Genomic DNA, 17,163 nt, shown 5'->3' with positions numbered 1-17,163 from the left:
CGCGCGAGAGTTTGGCAAAACCCTCGCATGCCGTTTTCTCTATAATTTTCAGATGCTTGCTTCTATCTCGCGATAGTTGCGAAGGTTTTATCGGGCTTACGCATAGAGATTTCCATTCCAGGCCCATGAACCCCTGACCCCCATAATCACGCACATACGCGGGCGGAAACCCTCGCAACCCTCGCAGAGCTTCGCCATCGTGTTGATTTTGCTCGGCATTCCATTCTCTCAACCCTCGCTGAAACCTTCGCAGAACTGTCGCGGACCTTCGCAAGGCAACTGTTTGCGAGGGTTAGAACGGGTCGTTCGGGCCGAAATCGGGGCTGCGGGGCGGCTCGACGGGCACGTCGTGCAAGCGGATGTCGAGGTAGTGCCGGATACGATCGTCCGTCCGACGGAAGCCCTTCTGCGGCATCAGACGGCCGAACCGGGTCTCGTTGATCGGCTTGACACCGTTCGCGTGCGCCCAGGCAACGTATGCGTGGTAGAACTCACGGGCAGCGATGCTCTCGCCTGGCGCCGTCTCAACGTGGGCACGGACGAAGGCGCCGACCGGGTCGTTCTCGTCCCGGTACTCTCGGGTCGCCTCGAGCACGCTGTCCGGCGGCCGCAGGCCCTCCCTGAAATAGCCCAGCAGGCCGGCCAACAACCAATTGAGGATGCCTGGCGCCTCTTCCAGCATCTCGGCCACGACGTCGTCCAAGTCGCGAGATTCGTTCTCGGTGATCGTCACATTCCACGGCACGATGCGCAGTCGTCGCCAGATACCGTGATCGACGCCATCCACCGTCGGCTTGATGTTGCCGAACACGGCGAGCTTGAATTTCGGGCGGAAGGTGACGAACCCTTGGAACAGCCCCCGGGCGAGCATGGGTTCGCCGCCGGTCAACTGCTTCACCAGCGCCTCGTCCCAGCTCATGTTCTTCGGCGGCTCCGAGGCGTGCACTAGGCGCACGCGCGGCAGCCGGATGATGTCCGGGTTTGCCTGGTCGCCCCGCCTCTGCTGCTCAGTCACCAGCGACGCGAAAGGGATCATCTCCGCGTAGCTGCCCATCAGGCGTGAGATCGTCGTGATGAAGACGGATTTGCCGTTGGAGCCGCCACCATAGTGGAAGTTGAGAGCTTGGACCGATGTAAGCCCGGTCGTTCCGTAGCCGTGCGACTTCTGGATGTACCACCGCACGTCGTTGTCGGGCTGGAACCGATTGATGAACTCTTCGAAGCGCTTGCACGTTGCGTGAGGCTCGTAAGCAACATGCATGCATTTCGAGATCATATCGGCAGGGTCATGGCCCTCTCTGAAGTTGACGGCCCATACCTTGCGAACAATCTCGGGATCAGGGCATTCAAGATCCTGCTCCCAGGCCGCGCGCAGCACGCCGTTGAGGCAGTTGATGACGAGCGGATCGGGGTCCAGCTGGTCTTGGGTGATGGTCTTGTGCGCCTTGGCCTGCGCGATCATCGCAACAGTCCGGGCTCGGTTTCCGCAGGAGATCGCGAATTTCCGTCGATCGGCCCGGCGCTTGGCGGCGCGAGCCTCGGCCTGGATCGCCTCCGTGAGGAGCACCTTCTCCTCGGGCGAAAGCTCGTTGACCGGGCGCCCCTTAAGCGGCTCTGCCAGCTCCAGCAGCTTCCGATCGTTCTTCGAGGGCTCGATGAAGAAGGCTTCCAGCGCGATCGCCTTCGCGACACGCTGGGCGAACCGCTCGAGCGCCTCCTCCCCGCCTTCCTTCTCCCAATGCGTGCCGACCCACACGTGCACGCCGACATCGCGCACGTTGATGAAGCGATGGCCGAAATGGCGGATCAGCCGTTGCGCATTGTCCGAGTCATTCTGTTCCAGTCGTGCGCAATACTTGACGTTTTCTTCGTCGAACTCCGGGCCTTCTGGCGGCGGCGGCGATCCCTTACCCCCGGATCCGTCGCCCGAAGGCTGGTCGGCCTCACGGCGCGGCCCGGCCGGCGATCCGCCATAGTCCTCTGGCCCGGTCGGCGGCGGCGCCGGCGGCGCGCTGCGCCTGGCGGCTTTGCGCTCGGCCTCCTGCCCGATCCCGTCGAGCCGTTCGATCGTCTCTGCCGCGTCGGCGAGCCCCGCCTCGAGGCCCCGTCGCATCTCATATTCGACGCGCCTGGTACCGTCGTCCGTGGTCAGGCCGCAGGCGTCCGCAGCGTCCTGCAGGGCGGCGCGGATCTCCCGCTCGCCGAGCACGCCGGCGGCCATGTAGCGGCCCGCCGCTGCCGCGGCATGATAGAGAGCGGTGCCGCGACGGCCTTTGGCCGTCTCGGCGAGGTCCTTTCCGATTTTGTCGAGCGCTGCCCGTGCGTAGCGCCTCTTCGCCTCCTCGGCCGGCGTGGCTTTGGCCGGTGGGCGCCGCAGTGGCACGACGTTGTCGGCCCCGGCCGGTTCCGCCTTGCGATCGGCCTTCTCCTCACGCGCCCTGATCAGCTCCAACAATTTCGGTGGGAGATCGGGAGCTTCGCCACTGTAGGGCGCACTGACCCATTCATAGGTCTTTCCGTCCGCCATGACCGACGGCGCCACGATCACGTAGCCGGCATCGCACCTGATATCGACATTCTTCAGCGGCTTGGAATTGCCTGCGCCGCCCTCTGGCCGCCTGAACCAGAGGTGATAACCTCCGGACCTGGTCAGCGTGCGGGGGCATTCCGGCAGCGGACCGCCGATCGCCTCCTCGATTCGCCTTTCGACGACGTCGACCGGTTCTTCCTTTGGATCGAGATCGACGACGAGCGCGCCAGCCCGACCGGGGCAGAGGCCGATCAGCGCCTTGGGCCATTTCCGCCACCATGCCCTGATCTGATCAGGATCCACGCTGGCCTTCTTCGGCCAGCCCGTGCCCTTGATAGATCGCCCTTGCTCATCCTTCTCCGCCGCCACAAGCGGACGCTTTGAACGCGGCGGCTCCGGATGCGGATCGCATGGGAATACAGCCCAGCCCCGCGCGGCATAGGCAAGGGCCGCCTGCAGCGTCGCATTAGACTCGGTCATGCCCGTATGCCGTTGTCCAGGTAGTCGCGGACCACGGTGCGATCGCCGGAGATCAGGGCAAAGCAAAGGGCTGCGCAGGCGGAATGCATGCGTGCGCGTTGTTCGTTCGCCTCGGCCGCCTGACGGGTCAACCGATCGCCGCGGAGGGCATCGGCCATGAGCGAGCAGCGATAGGCTTCATCGAGCGCGAACGAGCGAAGACTCTGCAGGGAGACCGGGTGGCCCGGCGCGTCAGCCATGGCGCGCCTCTTCCATGGCCGCCAACATCTTCAGCCGCGTCACGATCGTTGCAGGAGTGCGAGGATGACCGAAGCGCTTCGTCGTCATCTCGGCAATTTTCGTGGTCGTGTATCCCTGAATTCTCAAGACTTGAATAAAGACGTCCTCATCCCGATCGAACGGCTTCACCAAACGACCGTTGCGCACGCATGGTTTTACCCGATATCGCCCAGGTGGCGACATGAGGCCGTGACTGTACATATAGAAACGAACAGTCGACGGGTGCCGTTCAATTATCGACGCGATGCGACCGGGCGTGTATTTCTTTGCCGAGAACATGATGATCGCGTCATGATCGGTCTCGGTGAGCCGGCCGCGGCGGATGGGATGATTGACAACGCACTTCACGACGACGCCTCCGTCCGGTTGAGGCACACCGGCCGGCCATCGGCGCCCAGCCGAAGGTCATGCGGATAGGCCGGGCTGCCGATTTCCAGCGTCAGGGCCCGGTCGTACCGGTCGCAGAAGGCGACGCAGAAGCAGGAGGCACAGGCCTCGACATGGAACCGGTCGGCCTCGCCGTCGGTCCTCGGCTTCCAGGGCGGGAGGCTGTCGAGGTCGATCATTCGGCCGCCACAGCTGTTTCAAACAGCGGCCCGCCGGCGGCTGCCCGGTCGAGAGCGGCAGCTGCGGCCGCATTGATCCACAGCACCTCGGTGCGCTCGCGGGCGCCGTCGGCGTAGGCCAAGGATTCGACCCGGCGCCAATCGCCCAACGCATCGTCGTAGAGCGGGCAGGCATAGCCGGAGAGCACCACCATCCCCTTCAGCCTGCCGAGGAATGCGAGCAGCTCGGCGTGGTCTTCGTCCGACAGCTCGTGCCGATACATCCGCCAAGCAAGGTCGTATCGATTTCCGCGGGCGCGCGTCTCTTGAGGGTACGGCGGGTCGACGTAATGGAGCGTCTCGGCCCCGTCGTGGGCCGACATCACCTTCTTGGCGTCCCGGCACTCGATCACAACGCCGGCGAGCCTTTCCACCAGGGCGTCCATGGCGGCCGGGTAATGCGCCCAATCGGTCGCCGGCGTGGTGCCGCTGCGCGACGAGTTGGCCCGGAAGCCCGTCGAGCGGTGCCCCTTGTGCTGCGACGCATGCGCGTTGCTGCCGAAACCCATGAAGCTCCGAACGATCAGCCGGCGGGAGCACTCGACAGGCTCATCCGCGGCCACATAGGCGGCCCGGAACTCCGTCCTGGCGAAGGGTGTGAGCTCGAGGCGGCGCCGGAGCTCGGCGGCGGTCTCGGGATCGCGCAGGACTCGGAACAGCGTGACGGCCTCGTCGTCGAGGTCATTGTAAATCTCGGCGTAGGCTCGAGGCTTGCGCAGCAGCACCGAGGCCGCGCCGCCGAAGGGCTCGACATAGACACGGTGCGGCGGAAAGTGGCCGATGATCCAGGGAGACAGCTTCCATTTGCCGCCATGCCAGCGCAGAGCGGGCCGCGTGGGGGCGCTCATAGTTCCATGGCTCCCTGCGCCGCCCTCGGCGGCGCGGTCGCGAACATGCGCGGCCGGCGGATCTCGTCCTCGATCCGGCGGCAGGCCCGGTCGAAATACGTCGGCTCGATCTCGACGCCGATGAAGCCCAGCCCGCTCTGAACGGCCGCGACACCGGTGGTACCGCTGCCCATGAATGGGTCGAGGACAATGCCGCCCGCCGGAACGAGCTGCAGCAGTTGCTGCATCAGGTTCACCGGCTTGGCGGTTACGTGCTCTTTGCTGTCGGAGGTGATCGCCTGCCTGAACACGCCTGGCGCGCAAGGGCCTTCAACTGGCAACGGACCATTGCTGCCCCAGACCAGATATTCGCATTGGTTTCGAAACCGACCCTTCTGCGGACGGGCGGCTTCCGTCTTGTCCCAGACGGCGATGCCTCGCCAGACCCAGCCGCCAGACTGCAGAGCATCCGTCGTGGTGGGCAGTTGCCGCCAATCGGTGAAGAGGCCGGCCAGCCCACCAGGTCGACAAGCCTGGCGACACGCGCCAAGCCAAAGCGCCGACCAATAGGCGTAGGCGCGCTGATCGCGATTGTCGCCGCTGAATTCGGGGTAGAGGCCGCGGTGTTCGGATGACTGATACTTGTCGGTCGTCCGGCTCATGCGGTCGCCACGGAATTGCCCGCCGCTGCTGTATGGCGGATCGGCAAAGACGGCGTCGACCAGCGACAGGGTCGGGATCACCGATAGGCAATCGGCGAGATACAGCGTCACTCCGTCGCCGAGCTGCTCGATGCGGCTCATGCCGTCCCCTGCTGGTAGACGATCACCGCGCAGGCCGGGCACCAGGACGAGCCGGGCACCACCGGCTTCCCGCAGAACAGCATCGCGTCGACCGATGGGCGCTCCAAGTGGTGCCACAGCGGCCGGTGGCAATCCCGCAAGCGCAAGTTCCAGAAGGTGCGGGGCTCGGGCGGTTGCTCGACAAGAGGCGGCACGACCTCGGCCACAGGCCCGTTGATCACCGTTGTCCCATCCCAGCCAGCCGCCACCTTCGTCGAACGCGGCGAGGTTCGGCTCGGCCGGACCTTCTTCACCGGGGCCGGCTTTGGTTGCTTCCTCGGCTTGGCACCCGTACCGAGCAGGCGCTGCATCATGCCGATGACAGCGTTGCGCGAAACGCCACAGTCGAGCTCGGCCGCGATCGCAGCCGCTGTCTGGCCGGAAAGCCACATCGTCTTCGCCGTTTGCTTGCGCTCCTCGGTCCATCCCTTCACCGTCATGGCCGCGCCTCCAGTGCAGCCAGGATGGCGCGGCATTGCGGTTCGACCGGCTCCAGCTGCCGAAAAAGCGTGCTGAGGCGGCCAACCAGCGCCGCCCTGCGCCTGACGTCGACCAGCGTGCGCACGTGGACGGGCTCCGGGCTTGGGAGCGAGGCGATGAACACCTCCAGGGCGGTGACGCTCGCCCCCTCGGTAAACGCGGTCATGTGCAGGTCGAGCGCGATCTCGCCGAACGGCCGATCGGGCAGGGCTATCGCTGGCCGCGACACCACGATCATGCCGCCGTCCCCTGCCGCTCGCCCAGCAGGCCGAGGCGCGTCATCGCGCGCTCGGTCGCGCCGTAGCCGATGCCGAGCATGCGCGCGATCGACGCCAGGCCGTAGCCGCGTGCCCGCAACGCCTTGATCTTCTCGTCATGGGCGGCGTCGTAGCGAACCTGCTTCAGGCGCCGCCGCACGCCCTCTTCCCTGAGAGCCGCCGCGGCTTCGGGCAGCGCGAGCGTCAGCGTCCAGCCGATGCCCCATGCCGTGGTGACGACGAGGCCGAGCGGCTCCAGGCGCGGCCGCATCTTGCAAACCTGGATGTCCAGGATCTTCGGCTCGGGCTGGTCGCAGTCCAGCCGCGCCCCATAGAGCAGGTCGAACGCGCGGTCCCGCTCCACCGGGCGCGGATAGGTGTCGAGCAACAGCTGGAACAGCCGGAACTGGTCGGGCGTCAGCTTCGCCACGTCTCCCCGATGGGCGATCGTCAGGTTCGCCTCGTCGATCAGCACCGCGAGCGGATCGACCGGCGCGCCGCAGCACGGGCAGGTCGGGGCGTTGCTCACGCCCGCCTCCCGGCCACCGCGGCGAGGCGCAGCTTGGTGCCGTCGAGCCGGCGCTCGAGGCGCCCGATCTTGCTCAGGGTGCCCTTCGCCTCGCACGGCGTGACGCTCGATCCGCCCGGCGAGGCGGGGGAGAGCGCCTCGCCGAGCGCCGACGTCACCTGCGCGGCGTCGCGCGTGACGCCGACCAGGTCGCCCATCAGGTCGGACTCGCCCTCGTCGTCGGGCGGAACGGGCACCACCTCGTGGTTGACCAGCGCGGCCAGGAACCGCGCGAACGCCGGCGTCTGCTTGACATAGGACAGCTTCGCCACCGCCCAGGTCGGCATCAGGTCGGGATAGTCGTCGCCCTGCCACTTCGAGATCTGGCCGTCCGAGACCTTGAGGATCTCCTTGACGCGGGCGGGACCGCCGGCGGCGAGCACGAGATCGCGCGTCGCCGCCTTGATCAGGCCGGTCATGCCGGTGGGCAAAAGGGGATTGTCCACGAAAATCACCTTCGTGTTTTTTCGGTGCGAAACAGGGCGGCGAGTGCGAGGGTCCCGCTACGTCATTGCGGGGGACCGGTGGAGCGATGCAGCCTGTGAGAGAGATCGATATCCGCCGCCGGCAGGCGCGCGCGCAGCTGTTCCATGCGCTGGATCAGCTCCTCGCGGCGACGGTCGAGACGGGCATAGAAAGCGGCGAGCGACCGGATCCGCGGCATGGCGGCGGCGAGCGCGACCTTGGAGGCGCGCAGGGTGACTGCGATCAGCCGCTCATCGCCACCGGCGTTGAGCATCAGCGCCGCCATGTCGACGTCGTCGCGCGAGAGATGCATCATTCCGCATCCCCGTCGGACGAACCCATGCCATCAGGAGACCAGCCTTGACCTCGACGCAGAACGTTTTCGATCAGCTGGAGCACCAGGTTCCGGCACGTCTCCTCGCAATCGAGCTCGTGCTCGTCCTGCTGTTGCGGGAGAAGCCCCGCGGCCGCAAACTGCTGGCGGAGGCGCTCGCGACCCTCGACGCCATCGAGGCCGAGACGCTGAAGGGCCTCACGCCAGAGCAAGAGGAACGGACCGTCATCATGTTCGAGATCGCCAGGGCCTCGATCGACAAGATGCGGACCGAGATCGAGCCGCCACGGCGTGGCTAGCAGCCGGCCATAGTCGCTCCCGGCCAGTTGCCCACGGATGTCGGCACGAAGGGCTGAATCGCTCATTCCGCGGCCTCCAGGGACGAAAGTGCCGCCGGGTCGGACGCATCACATGCCGACCCGGCGGCGGCCCCGACCTCGGCGTTAACGGCAGGCGGGGGGTAAAGGTCTGGGCGCAACTCATGTCGAGGGATGCCGCTGATCTTCTCGAGTGTCAGCACGCGCTCAGCTGGGATCCGACGCCACTGGCCGACGGCCTGCGGCGTGATCCCAAGAGCCCGACCGGCAGCGCTTGCGCCGCCGACGACGCTGATGGCCCGTTCCACGGGCGACATGCCAAGGGGTTCTTCGCTCATGCCAAAATGAAAGCACAAGCTTCATTTAGTTACAAGTCTTTCTTTCATGGACGACGAGGGCGCGCTTAATGCATGAAAGCGGCATGGTTTCGGATTTAGGCTCCATTATCCGCGCCGCGCGAAAGGCGAAGAAGATGACGATCGCGAAGGTCGCATCGGAGCTTGGCGTGTCGATCGCTGCGGTCGGGCAGTGGGAGCGCAACGAAAATAAGATCCGGCTCGCCAACTGGCAGGCGCTCGTCGATCTGCTCAATATTGACCAGGCCGCCGCACAAGCCGGGCGCCTTGAGTTTCAGGACGAAGAGCGCGAGGCGCCATCAGAGGTTGAGCAGGTCACCGATCCAAGTAGGATAGAGCGCGGTGAATTGACAGTGGACGTGCTTGGCGTGACGCAGGGCGGCGACAGCGACGATGAGGATGACTTCGAGATCAATGGAGACGTCATCGATCGCGTGCGCCGCCCTCCGGGCATAGCGAATGCAAGGAACGTCTTCGCTCTGCACGTGATTGGCGAGAGCATGATTCCTCGGTACGAACCGGGGGATCTCGTATATTGCGGCGGCCGGCCGCCAATTCCTGGCGATTACGTCGTCATTGAGACAGTCCCACGCCAGGATGGCAGCAAGGGAAAAAGCTATATCAAAAAGCTTGTGACCCGCTCACGAACCGAGCTCGTATGTGAACAATTCAATCCGCCGAAACGGTTGACATACGCATCCGCCGAAATCCTCCGGATTCACCGGATCATCCCCATGCGTGAACTTATGGGCATCTGAGGCGACTTGCTGAAACGCACATAGCCAGAGGGCGGACGTCGCGGATTGACTTCCAGCGTCCTTCCTTCACGTCCGGCCTCGCGACATGGCGAACAAAAGAGCCTCCGCGCGACCTGACACACTGTGGCGTCGGTCGAATGCGCAGCGATCTTTCGGGTCGGCAACCATCTCACGTGGCCGCAATCGGCGCACTCAATTTCCAGCGACTGCACGCGCTCGAGGGGTAGCCCCTCAAGATGCTCATTCATCGTGACGCTCCCCAGCGTTCCATTTTCGTTCCATTGATTCCGGAGAATTGCCAGAGAGTCCAGCCGAATCAGTGGCCACCGATATGAAAGGCAGGCTTTTATTTTTGCCTTGCCTGATAATGAAAGTCGTGCTTTCATTTTCCATCCTCACCGGGAGATGGTCTCCCGTCGCTGACGGATGGAGAGCCCCATGCTTCCCGCAATCCGCTCGCATAAGCAGCCGACCTCGGCGCCTGTTTGCCTTGCCCGCCAGGCGCTTTCCGCACATGCCGCCAACGTCAAGGCCATGGCAAAGGACGTCAGCAAGTTCCTTCTCGATCGCGGCGAGGATGCCACGATCGAGGACGCGGACCTGCGGCGCCGCGGCTGGTCGAAGGCGCAGATCGAAGAGTATGGGGCCGAGGCGATCGCCCTGGGCTCGCGGCGGGCCGCCTGATGCCCCGCCTCAAGGCCATCGCCTACGATCTCGGGGAAGCGGCCGCGCTCGGCCTCTTCCTGTTCGGGATCGGCATCTGGTACGCCGCCGGCGCGGGGTTGCTCTGATGCGCGAGATCTGGATCGGTCTCGCCATAGGCTCCGCCACCGGGGCTATCGTCGGCATGACCGGCTCGGTCGCCGTCGGAATCGTGCTGTGCGGCGCCGCCGGCCTGACGGTCGGCTGCGGCTTCCTCGACCAGCGCCAGCGCATCGAACGGCTGGAGCGCCAGCGCGAGGCGACGGGCAAGGCCGCCCCGCCCTGGCAGGCCTCGCGCGGATGGGATGCAGCATGAACGCCGCATCCTGGCTCCCGACGGCCGGCCGCCGCACCTTCGACCTGCTGTCGCCCGATCCCGACGACGTCGATTTCGTCGCGATGTCGGAACAGCTCTCCAAGCTGCCCCGCTGGGTCGGCGCCACCCCCGGCACCGTCATCAGCGTCGGCGAGCATTCGATCAACGTCTGCCGCATCGTCTCGCGGCGGGCGCAGCCCTACGCCCTCCTGCATGACGGCCGCGAATATGTCGTCGGCGACCACACCCGGCCGTTCCAGGTCGCCATGGAGCACGAGCAGCCGGGCTTCCGAGCCGCGCGCGATCGCATCCTCGGCCGGATCGACGCCGCCATCCACGTGCGCGCCGGCCTCGCCTGGCCGCCGGCGCCGGAGATCAAGGCCGAGGTCAAGGCCGCCGACGACATCATGCTGGTGACCGAGCACCGGCACCTGTTCCCGCCGGGATCGCGGGCGCTGCCGGTGCGCGCCGCGCCCGTCGGGATCGCCATCCGCCCCGCGCCGACCTGGCACACCGTGCACGAGGCTTTCCTCGCCGAGCTGCGCCGCCTCCTCCCCCACGTCCTGCCCTGAAAGGCACCGTCATGACCGACACGACATCCGTCGCCGCCGACCAGCTGAAATCCGTCGTCGAGCGCATCGAGCGCCTGGAAGAGGACAAGCAAGCCATCGCCGACGACATCAAGGAAGTCTACGGCGAGGCCAAGGGCAACGGCTTCGACGTCGGCGTGCTCCGCAAGATCATCGCCCTGCGCAAGAAGCCGGCGGACGAGCGGGCCGAGGAAGACGCGATCCTCGAGCTCTACCTGCAGGCGCTCGGGATGCCGGGCTGACCATGCGCGAGCTCGTCATCGACAGCTTTGCCGGCGGCGGAGGCCGAAGCGCTCGTCTCGGCCAACTATCGCCCCCGCGAGGTCAAGGATCGGCCCGCCAAGGCGCTCCCGCTCTTCCTGGAGGCTGCGGAATGACGAAGCCTGCGCCAGCGCCATCCCTCGGTGAATACCTCTCGGCCATGCCGTTCCCGACCTTGGGCGACGCCCCGTGGCAGCGTGTCGCGGTCCAGGACGCGATGGAGCTCTATGACAACCTGGATCTTCGGATGGCGGCCGCTGTGATCGCCCGGTCCCACCCTTACGGCTATCAGACCCTCGGGCAAGCTCCGGTTCTCGCTCTGGTGCTGGACCATGCAGGCCTGAAGCCGGAAAGACAGTACAAACATCCGCTGCTTAGGCAGATCGGCGCACGGCTGAAGGATGTCCTCGCTTCCCTCAAGCTCGCTCCTCAGTTGAGGAGCATTCACGGCAAGGCCTTGCGCCCGGGGCAATTGCCCCTGCTGCAGGATCTGTCGAAGCTCCCGCCATCGGTCCTTGCGCAGGCGCTCCCGGCAGACACCGCGACGCAGGTCGAATGGCTGAGTGCTCTGGGCGCATGGCGCCGGCATATGGAGAGCCGTGGCGTCCTGCGATCGCTTCTGCTGGATTGGGCTGCGACCACCCTCAGCCGCTCGGGCAGTTTCCAGCAATGGCGGGAGGTCGCGGATCTCGCCTTGCATCTGCGCGAGCGCTTCAACAGGGCATGGACTTGGGAGAGCGCCTATAAGGCTGCCGAGGCATGGCACCGCGAGCTTGCCAAAAATAGCCAGGCCGAGGCCTTCTTCCGCAACCACGGGCAAGATTATGAGGCCGAGATCAACCTCGGTGCTCTGCCCGCCGAACTGCAGATCGACGGCCTGGACTTTGTCGCCCTGCGCTCCGGCCTCGCCCTGCACGAAGATGGCCGGGCGATGCACCATTGCGTCGCGAGCTATGCCGGCGCCGTGATCAAAGGCAAGTCTCGAATCTTCAGCATCCGCCGGGACGGAAAGCGGATCGCGACCCTTGAACTGGTCCGCCGGAAAAAATGGCAGATCGAGCAGGTCAAGGGCCCCTGCAACCGCGCTCCGGACCCTGCAGTCGCCTTTGCCGCCACGCGGTTCCTCGGGGCCTGCAACGATGCCGAGACGGCCTCCGCCGGGGTGCCGGCATGACCCGCCGCGACCGCATCCGGGCCAAGATCATGGAGCGGGTCGAGATCGACCCCGCCACGGGCTGCTGGCTGTGAACGGGCCCGACCTCGGGCAAGGGCGGGCGAGGCCGCGGCTATCCCCGCATGAGCCTGGACGGCGGCACCGTCGCCGTGCACCGGCCATGTGGATCGTCGAGCATGGCCCGATCCCGCCGCGGAAGCAGCTCGACCATTGCTGCCCCGGCCGGCGCCGACGCTGCATCAATCCCTGGTCGGAGCACACCGAGCTCGTCACCCACAAGCGCAATCAGGCGCGCCGCGACGCCGCGCGCGCCATCATCGCGGAGGCCGTCTCCCCATGACACGCCGGAAACTCCCCAACTGCCGCCCCTCGCTGACCTTCCAGGTCCAGCATGGTCAGAACGTCTATACCGTTTCGGTCGGCGGCGACGGCGAGAACGCCGCCGTCGCCGAGGTCTTCATCGGCGGCCCGAAGGCCGGCACCGATTTGCAGGCGGCCGTCCGCGACGCCGCCATCCTGACCAGCCTGGCGCTGCAGCACGACTGCCCGATCGAGACCATCAACCACGCCCTGACCCGCGACGACGGCGGCCGGCCGGCAAGCATCGTCGGCTCTGTCGTGGCGGCGATCGTCGAGCTGGGGGGAACCTCCCATGGCTGACGTCATCGCAGAGGTCGCGGCCGAGCGCCGGCGCCAGGTCGCCAAGGGATCCACGGCCGAGCACGACGATGGGCACTCTTGCGGTGAGATCGCGCTCGCGGCAGCTCTGTACGCTATCCCCTACGACAATTCGCTTGTAACGCAGGACAGCTTCATTGAGCTGCAGATAGCGCTTGAGATCGGCAGCCGCTGGACGTTGAAGCCGGAGCCGGACAAAAGGCGCCGGCTCGTCATGGCTGCCGCTATGATCATAGCCGAGATCGAGCGCCTGGACCGCGCCGCGTCGCGGAATATGCCCCGATGAAGGCCCTCTCCATCATGCAGCCGTGGGCTTGGCTGATCGTCAACGGCCACAAGGACGTCGAGAACCGCGACTGGCCCACCGCGTTCCGCGGGCCGGTCCTAATCCACGCCGGCAAGAAGCTGGACGAGTACGCCGCCGCAGACGTCCGCAACCGCCGCCACCCTGTCACCGGCGAGCGGCTCCCCTTCGACTGCCCGACCGAATTCGAGACCGGCGGCATCATCGGCGAGGCCCAGATCGTTGGCTGCTTCACCGCTTCGAAGAGCCCGTGGTTCGTCGGCAAATTCGGCTTCCTCATCCACAATGCCCGCCCGCTGCCCTTCCGGCCCTGCCGCGGCATGCTCGGCTTCTTCGAGCCTGACTTCACCCCCATCGATCCGAAACCGAAGCCGGCCGCTAAGGTCGGTGCTCAAGGGAGCCTGTTCTGATGAGCGGCACCGTCAACAAGGTCATCATCATCGGCCACCTCGGCAAGGATCCCGAGGTCACCAACACCTCTGCCGGCTCCAAGATCGTGAGATTCTCGATCGCGACCTCCGAGACCTGGCGGGACAAGGCCAGCGGCGAGCGCAAGGAACGCACGGAGTGGCACAACGTCGTGATCTTCAACGAAGGTCTCGCCGACGTCGCCGAGCGCTACCTGAAGAAGGGCTCCAAGGCCTATGTCGAGGGCCAGCTCGCCACCCGCAAATGGCAGGCGCAGGACGGCACTGACCGGTACAGCACCGAGATCGTGCTCAAAACCTTTCGCGGCGAGCTGACGCTGCTCGATCGAGCCGAACGCCAGGCACCGAGCGAGGAGAGCTACGGCACCACGCGCTCGTCGGCGCCGGCGAGCACGTCCGCGAAACCCTCCCCAGTACAGCCGGCCTTCGACGATGACATCCCTTTCTGACCCGAAGATCTCGCCGGATCTGATGGTGGGGATCGATTGGCTGCTGGCCGGCGCCAAGCGCGCGCAGGCCGCCGGCGACGACGCTGCTGCCGTGGTGCTCGCGCTCGCCGCCGCGCAGCGTCTGCAGGTCGCCAGGGCCCTCGCCGATATGAAAGCCGCCGCCGCATCATCCGGAGGCGAACGGCCATGCTGAGGGTCGAAGATTGCGTGCCGGGCGCGCTCGTCCAGTGCATCGCGCCCGATGACGACGGCGCGCTGTACCTCGGCGAGATCTACACCATCCGCAAGCTGCACGAGCCGGGCTACTGGACGCGTGACCGCCGCTATGTGCACCGTCACAGCATCAGCCTCGAGGAGCTGCCGGACAACTCCAACGCCGCCGGCGAGATCGACGTGTTCCGCCTCGAGCTGTTCCGCCTCGTCCCGCGCGACGTGGCCGAGACGGCACAGAAGGCCGCCCGGCCGGCCGAGGTGCCGTCATGACCGGGCCCGCCCGCATCCGCCTGTCGCGCCGCAAGGGCTGGCGCATGCCGGCCATGACGTGCAAGGTCGACCGATCCTCGCCGCTCGGCAACCCCTTCGTCGTCGGCTGGGACGGCACGGCCGCCGAATGCGTCGACCAGTACAAATGGGTGCTCGGCGGCCACGTCGTGCTGACGTGCAAGGCCACGATCGAGGCGCAGATGGGTGCTCGCCGCAACGTCGTGGCGTCGCTGCCTGGGTTGCGCGGCCTGAACCTCGCCTGCTGGTGCCGCCTCTGCGATGCCCACAAGGCCGGCAAACCCTTCGATGTCGACTGCTCGGATTGCGCGCCATGCCATGCCGACGTTCTTGGCCGAACCGCCAACCGACCGCTCTGCGAACCCGTGGGAGGCTCCAATGCCTGATGCCGCACCCATCCTGGCACCAATCCCCGATCTCTTTCCGATCATGTCCCTGAACCATGAGTACCGGACCATCGTGGCCGATATGCGCGCCCGTGGAACGCCCCTGCTCGTGCTGGGAATCCCGTGGTCCATGATCGCTCCCCACGAGCGCCAGGCGCTGCGCAACCATAGCCAGTCGCTGTCGCGCCTCGCGGAGCGCGGTGGCCTCTCCGCCTGCGAGGCCCTTGCCGTGCTGGCCGATCGCGAATGGCGATCGATGCCGAGGGCCGAGGCGCATTGGCATCTCGCTGAGAAGATTGCGCGCCACCTCCTCGAGGGAAGGGCGCCATGATCCTCCGCATCGCCACCGCCTCGATCCTCCTCGCCCTGCTCGGCGGCCCGGCCGGCGCCGAGACGATCGACGGCGACAAGATCATCATCATCGACGGCGACACCGTCGCGCTGCCCTGCGTCAGGCCCGGGCCCGGCTGCTCCGAGCGGATCCGCCTCACGGCGATCGACGCGCCGGAGACCTGGCACCCTCACTGCGACGACGAGCTGCAGGCCGGCCTGATGGCCGCGGATCGCCTGCGCGAGATCCTACGCGGCCACCAGGTCACCATCACGCGGGCGGGCCGGCTGGACCGCTACGGCCGCACCCTGGCGGACATCGCCACGGGCGAGGGCGACGCCGGCGAGCTCCTGATGCGCGAGGGCATGGCGCTGCCCTACAGGCCGGGCAGCCGGGCGCATGCCGAGCGCATCGCCCATTGGTGCGGTGCCGGACGATAATGTCCGTCGCCGACCATCACGGCCGCGAGCCGACGCTATTCGTGACGGAGACCGAGTGTGCCGAGCGCCTCGGCTTCTCGGTCGATTCCTGGCGACGCCTGCGCCGGCGCTATGAACGGCTGCACCTGCCGCCGCCGGACGCCATCTCGAAGCGCCGCTACTGGCCGGCCGTCCGCGCTTTCTTCGACCGCCTCCACGGTCTCGACGCGCGTGCTAGCATCGTGCCGTCCCAAGCCGAAGAGGAGGACCTCGATGCCCTCAACACCAAGGATCGCCGACGCCCCAGGGCTTGATATCGAGCAAAGGGCCGCGGGCTATACCCTCCGATGGCGAGCGCCGCGCAAGGCTGCGAGGGACGGCTACGAGCCGGCCTCGGTAAAGATCGACGACCTCGACCCCGCCGACCCCGAGCATCACGACCTGATCCGCGCGGAGTGCCGCAGGCATCAGGCCGCCTATGAAGCCTGGCTCACCGGCAAGGCGGCACCGACCAAGTATGACGGGACGCTGCGCTCGCTCTGCCGCATGTATCAGGAGCATGAGGCAAGCCCCTTCCTGCGCGTGAAATCGAACACGCGCCGCGGCTACCTGCACGAGGTCAAGGTGATCGAGCGCGCCTTCGGCAAGCGCACGCTGGCCGGCATCACGGCCGTCGATTTCCTGCGCTGGTACGAGGAGACGAAGAAGCGCACCCAGGGCTCGGCCGATGGCGTGCGCAAGGCGCATGGCGTCATCAACCGCCTGCGGGCGATGACGACCTTCGGCAAGCTGGTGGAGGATCAGCGCTGCGTCTCGGCCTGCCGGCGGCTGCGGGAGATCCTTGAGGAGATGGAGTTCGCCAAGCCAGCGAAGCGTAGGGAGCATGTTGCCTACGAGCACGCGGTCGCCATCATCGCCAAGGCGCACGAGCTCGGCCGGCCGTCGATCGCCTTGGCCCAGGCGCTGCAGTTCGAGGCCGCCCTGCGCCAGGTCGACGTCATTGGCCAATGGCTGGCGCTGGGAGACGAGCACGCCTCGCCTTACCGGCTCGGACGGCGCGTCTGGACCGGCGGCCTCGTCTGGCAGGACATCAGCGACGACCTGGTGCTGTCGAAGGACACGACGAAGAACGGCGCGAGGGCGTCACACGACCTCAAGCGCATGCCGCTCGTCATGGCCGAGCTGATGCGGATCCCGAAGGCGCAGCGCCTCGGCCCGATGATCATGGACGAGACGGCCGGACGTCCCTATGCCGAGTTCGCCTTCGGCCGCGAGTGGCGTGCGATCGCCGACGCCGCCGGTGTGCCGAAGGCGATTTGGAACCGCGACAGCCGGGCAGGCGCGATCAGCGAAGGCGACGAGGCCGGCGCCACCATCGGCGACCTGCAGCGCGTCGCGACGCACTCCTCGGCGAAGATGACGGGCCGGTACATCCGTGGCGAAGGGCTGAAGGCGAGCAGGACGGTCGCCTCGCTGCGGACGAAGCACCGGAACAGGCCGGAAACGTCTGGAAAGTAGGGGCTTTC

General features: G+C 66.6%; 30 protein-coding genes and 1 pseudogene. 19 read left to right on the top strand and 12 right to left on the bottom strand.

The genetic code is table 11. The features are described from left to right. Positions 1–292: 292 nt before the first annotated feature. The 11 genes from QO011_RS29030 to QO011_RS28980 all read right to left on the bottom strand — a co-directional run bounded on the left by QO011_RS29030 (position 293) and on the right by QO011_RS28980 (position 7,646). On the bottom strand, positions 293–3,010 hold the full coding sequence (locus QO011_RS29030) for a phage/plasmid primase, P4 family (RefSeq protein ID WP_307280130.1): 2,718 nt from the start codon (positions 3,008–3,010) through the stop codon (positions 293–295). Then, positions 3,007–3,249 carry a hypothetical protein gene (locus QO011_RS29025; RefSeq protein ID WP_307280127.1) on the bottom strand — a complete coding sequence of 81 codons (243 nt, stop codon included), beginning with the start codon at positions 3,247–3,249 and terminating at the stop codon, positions 3,007–3,009. Before QO011_RS29025 ends, QO011_RS29030 begins: the two co-directional genes overlap by 4 nt. Further along, on the bottom strand, positions 3,242–3,637 hold the full coding sequence (locus QO011_RS29020; protein WP_307280125.1) for a MerR family transcriptional regulator: 396 nt from the start codon (positions 3,635–3,637) through the stop codon (positions 3,242–3,244). The genes QO011_RS29025 and QO011_RS29020 overlap by 8 nt, the downstream gene beginning before the upstream one ends. Beyond that, entirely contained in the window at positions 3,634–3,855 is a 222-nt protein-coding gene (locus QO011_RS29015; RefSeq protein ID WP_307280123.1) for a hypothetical protein, read from the bottom strand. The genes QO011_RS29020 and QO011_RS29015 overlap by 4 nt, the downstream gene beginning before the upstream one ends. Then, positions 3,852–4,742: a DNA adenine methylase gene (locus tag QO011_RS29010; RefSeq protein WP_307280119.1), complete on the bottom strand. Its 891-nt coding sequence runs from the start codon at positions 4,740–4,742 to the stop codon at positions 3,852–3,854. The genes QO011_RS29015 and QO011_RS29010 overlap by 4 nt, the downstream gene beginning before the upstream one ends. Then, the gene (locus QO011_RS29005; RefSeq protein ID WP_307280116.1) at positions 4,739–5,524 is read right to left on the bottom strand and encodes a DNA-methyltransferase; all 786 of its coding nucleotides are present in this window, start codon (positions 5,522–5,524) and stop codon (positions 4,739–4,741) included. The genes QO011_RS29010 and QO011_RS29005 overlap by 4 nt, the downstream gene beginning before the upstream one ends. Continuing rightward, on the bottom strand, positions 5,521–6,003 hold the full coding sequence (locus tag QO011_RS29000) for a GcrA family cell cycle regulator (protein ID WP_307280114.1): 483 nt from the start codon (positions 6,001–6,003) through the stop codon (positions 5,521–5,523). Before QO011_RS29000 ends, QO011_RS29005 begins: the two co-directional genes overlap by 4 nt. After that, the gene (locus QO011_RS28995) at positions 6,000–6,281 is read right to left on the bottom strand and encodes a hypothetical protein (protein WP_307280112.1); all 282 of its coding nucleotides are present in this window, start codon (positions 6,279–6,281) and stop codon (positions 6,000–6,002) included. Before QO011_RS28995 ends, QO011_RS29000 begins: the two co-directional genes overlap by 4 nt. Continuing rightward, a complete protein-coding gene (locus QO011_RS28990) occupies positions 6,278–6,829 on the bottom strand; it encodes a helix-turn-helix domain-containing protein (RefSeq protein WP_307280108.1) in 552 nt (183 codons plus the stop codon). The genes QO011_RS28995 and QO011_RS28990 overlap by 4 nt, the downstream gene beginning before the upstream one ends. Further along, positions 6,826–7,314 carry a hypothetical protein gene (locus QO011_RS28985; RefSeq protein ID WP_307280106.1) on the bottom strand — a complete coding sequence of 163 codons (489 nt, stop codon included), beginning with the start codon at positions 7,312–7,314 and terminating at the stop codon, positions 6,826–6,828. Before QO011_RS28985 ends, QO011_RS28990 begins: the two co-directional genes overlap by 4 nt. Before the next feature lie 62 nt (positions 7,315–7,376). Beyond that, positions 7,377–7,646, bottom strand: a complete 270-nt coding sequence (locus QO011_RS28980; protein WP_307280103.1) for a hypothetical protein — start codon at positions 7,644–7,646, stop codon at positions 7,377–7,379. 47 nt (positions 7,647–7,693) lie between these two features. On the opposite strand from QO011_RS28980, the gene QO011_RS28975 reads away from it, so the two are divergent. After that, complete coding sequence (locus QO011_RS28975) at positions 7,694–7,966, top strand: hypothetical protein (RefSeq protein WP_307280101.1); 273 nt, start codon at positions 7,694–7,696, stop codon at positions 7,964–7,966. A 62-nt stretch (positions 7,967–8,028) separates the two neighbouring features. On the opposite strand, the gene QO011_RS28970 is transcribed toward QO011_RS28975, so the two are convergent. Further along, a complete protein-coding gene (locus QO011_RS28970; protein ID WP_307280337.1) occupies positions 8,029–8,301 on the bottom strand; it encodes a transcriptional regulator in 273 nt (90 codons plus the stop codon). Positions 8,302–8,390: 89 nt separating this feature from the next. On the opposite strand from QO011_RS28970, the gene QO011_RS28965 reads away from it, so the two are divergent. The 18 genes and pseudogenes from QO011_RS28965 to QO011_RS28880 all read left to right on the top strand — a co-directional run bounded on the left by QO011_RS28965 (position 8,391) and on the right by QO011_RS28880 (position 17,155). Further along, positions 8,391–9,098: a LexA family transcriptional regulator gene (locus QO011_RS28965; protein WP_307280098.1), complete on the top strand. Its 708-nt coding sequence runs from the start codon at positions 8,391–8,393 to the stop codon at positions 9,096–9,098. Between the two features lie 438 nt (positions 9,099–9,536). Next, on the top strand, positions 9,537–9,782 hold the full coding sequence (locus QO011_RS28960; protein WP_307280095.1) for a hypothetical protein: 246 nt from the start codon (positions 9,537–9,539) through the stop codon (positions 9,780–9,782). 106 nt (positions 9,783–9,888) lie between these two features. Beyond that, the gene (locus QO011_RS28955; RefSeq protein ID WP_307280092.1) at positions 9,889–10,116 is read left to right on the top strand and encodes a hypothetical protein; all 228 of its coding nucleotides are present in this window, start codon (positions 9,889–9,891) and stop codon (positions 10,114–10,116) included. After that, complete coding sequence (locus QO011_RS28950) at positions 10,113–10,688, top strand: hypothetical protein (protein ID WP_307280089.1); 576 nt, start codon at positions 10,113–10,115, stop codon at positions 10,686–10,688. The genes QO011_RS28955 and QO011_RS28950 overlap by 4 nt, the downstream gene beginning before the upstream one ends. Positions 10,689–10,699: 11 nt before the next feature. Beyond that, the gene (locus QO011_RS28945; RefSeq protein ID WP_307280086.1) at positions 10,700–10,948 is read left to right on the top strand and encodes a DUF2312 domain-containing protein; all 249 of its coding nucleotides are present in this window, start codon (positions 10,700–10,702) and stop codon (positions 10,946–10,948) included. A gap of 131 nt (positions 10,949–11,079) precedes the next feature. Next, on the top strand, positions 11,080–12,141 hold the full coding sequence (locus tag QO011_RS28940; RefSeq protein WP_307280084.1) for a PcfJ domain-containing protein: 1,062 nt from the start codon (positions 11,080–11,082) through the stop codon (positions 12,139–12,141). Next, positions 12,138–12,481: pseudogene (locus QO011_RS28935) on the top strand (HNH endonuclease family protein). Before QO011_RS28940 ends, QO011_RS28935 begins: the two are co-directional and overlap by 4 nt. Then, the gene (locus tag QO011_RS28930) at positions 12,478–12,801 is read left to right on the top strand and encodes a TSCPD domain-containing protein (protein ID WP_307280082.1); all 324 of its coding nucleotides are present in this window, start codon (positions 12,478–12,480) and stop codon (positions 12,799–12,801) included. The pseudogene QO011_RS28935 and the gene QO011_RS28930 overlap by 4 nt, the downstream one beginning before the upstream one ends. Beyond that, the gene (locus QO011_RS28925; protein ID WP_307280079.1) at positions 12,794–13,105 is read left to right on the top strand and encodes a hypothetical protein; all 312 of its coding nucleotides are present in this window, start codon (positions 12,794–12,796) and stop codon (positions 13,103–13,105) included. The genes QO011_RS28930 and QO011_RS28925 overlap by 8 nt, the downstream gene beginning before the upstream one ends. Beyond that, positions 13,102–13,533, top strand: a complete 432-nt coding sequence (locus QO011_RS28920) for an ASCH domain-containing protein (protein WP_307280077.1) — start codon at positions 13,102–13,104, stop codon at positions 13,531–13,533. Before QO011_RS28925 ends, QO011_RS28920 begins: the two co-directional genes overlap by 4 nt. Further along, positions 13,533–14,000, top strand: a complete 468-nt coding sequence (gene ssb, locus QO011_RS28915) for a single-stranded DNA-binding protein (protein ID WP_307280075.1) — start codon at positions 13,533–13,535, stop codon at positions 13,998–14,000. The genes QO011_RS28920 and ssb overlap by 1 nt, the downstream gene beginning before the upstream one ends. 22 nt (positions 14,001–14,022) lie before the next feature. Continuing rightward, positions 14,023–14,193 carry a hypothetical protein gene (locus tag QO011_RS28910; RefSeq protein WP_307280072.1) on the top strand — a complete coding sequence of 57 codons (171 nt, stop codon included), beginning with the start codon at positions 14,023–14,025 and terminating at the stop codon, positions 14,191–14,193. Continuing rightward, entirely contained in the window at positions 14,187–14,483 is a 297-nt protein-coding gene (locus tag QO011_RS28905; protein ID WP_307280069.1) for a hypothetical protein, read from the top strand. Before QO011_RS28910 ends, QO011_RS28905 begins: the two co-directional genes overlap by 7 nt. Next, positions 14,480–14,887 carry a DUF4326 domain-containing protein gene (locus tag QO011_RS28900; protein WP_307280067.1) on the top strand — a complete coding sequence of 136 codons (408 nt, stop codon included), beginning with the start codon at positions 14,480–14,482 and terminating at the stop codon, positions 14,885–14,887. The genes QO011_RS28905 and QO011_RS28900 overlap by 4 nt, the downstream gene beginning before the upstream one ends. Further along, positions 14,880–15,218, top strand: a complete 339-nt coding sequence (locus QO011_RS28895; protein ID WP_307280063.1) for a hypothetical protein — start codon at positions 14,880–14,882, stop codon at positions 15,216–15,218. Before QO011_RS28900 ends, QO011_RS28895 begins: the two co-directional genes overlap by 8 nt. After that, positions 15,215–15,658, top strand: coding sequence for a thermonuclease family protein (locus QO011_RS28890; protein ID WP_307280060.1), 444 nt, complete (start codon positions 15,215–15,217; stop codon positions 15,656–15,658). The genes QO011_RS28895 and QO011_RS28890 overlap by 4 nt, the downstream gene beginning before the upstream one ends. Beyond that, a complete protein-coding gene (locus QO011_RS28885) occupies positions 15,658–15,951 on the top strand; it encodes a hypothetical protein (RefSeq protein ID WP_307280058.1) in 294 nt (97 codons plus the stop codon). Before QO011_RS28890 ends, QO011_RS28885 begins: the two co-directional genes overlap by 1 nt. Then, positions 15,911–17,155 (top strand): site-specific integrase, encoded by a 1,245-nt coding sequence (locus tag QO011_RS28880; RefSeq protein WP_307280054.1) that lies wholly within the window; start codon positions 15,911–15,913, stop codon positions 17,153–17,155. The genes QO011_RS28885 and QO011_RS28880 overlap by 41 nt, the downstream gene beginning before the upstream one ends. Positions 17,156–17,163: the final 8 nt, after the last annotated feature.

Source organism: Labrys wisconsinensis, from assembly GCF_030814995.1.
Taxonomy (GTDB): Bacteria; Pseudomonadota; Alphaproteobacteria; order Rhizobiales; family Labraceae; genus Labrys; species Labrys wisconsinensis.
Note: the sequence above shows the minus strand (reverse complement) of the source record. Positions and strands in the feature narration are given on the sequence as shown.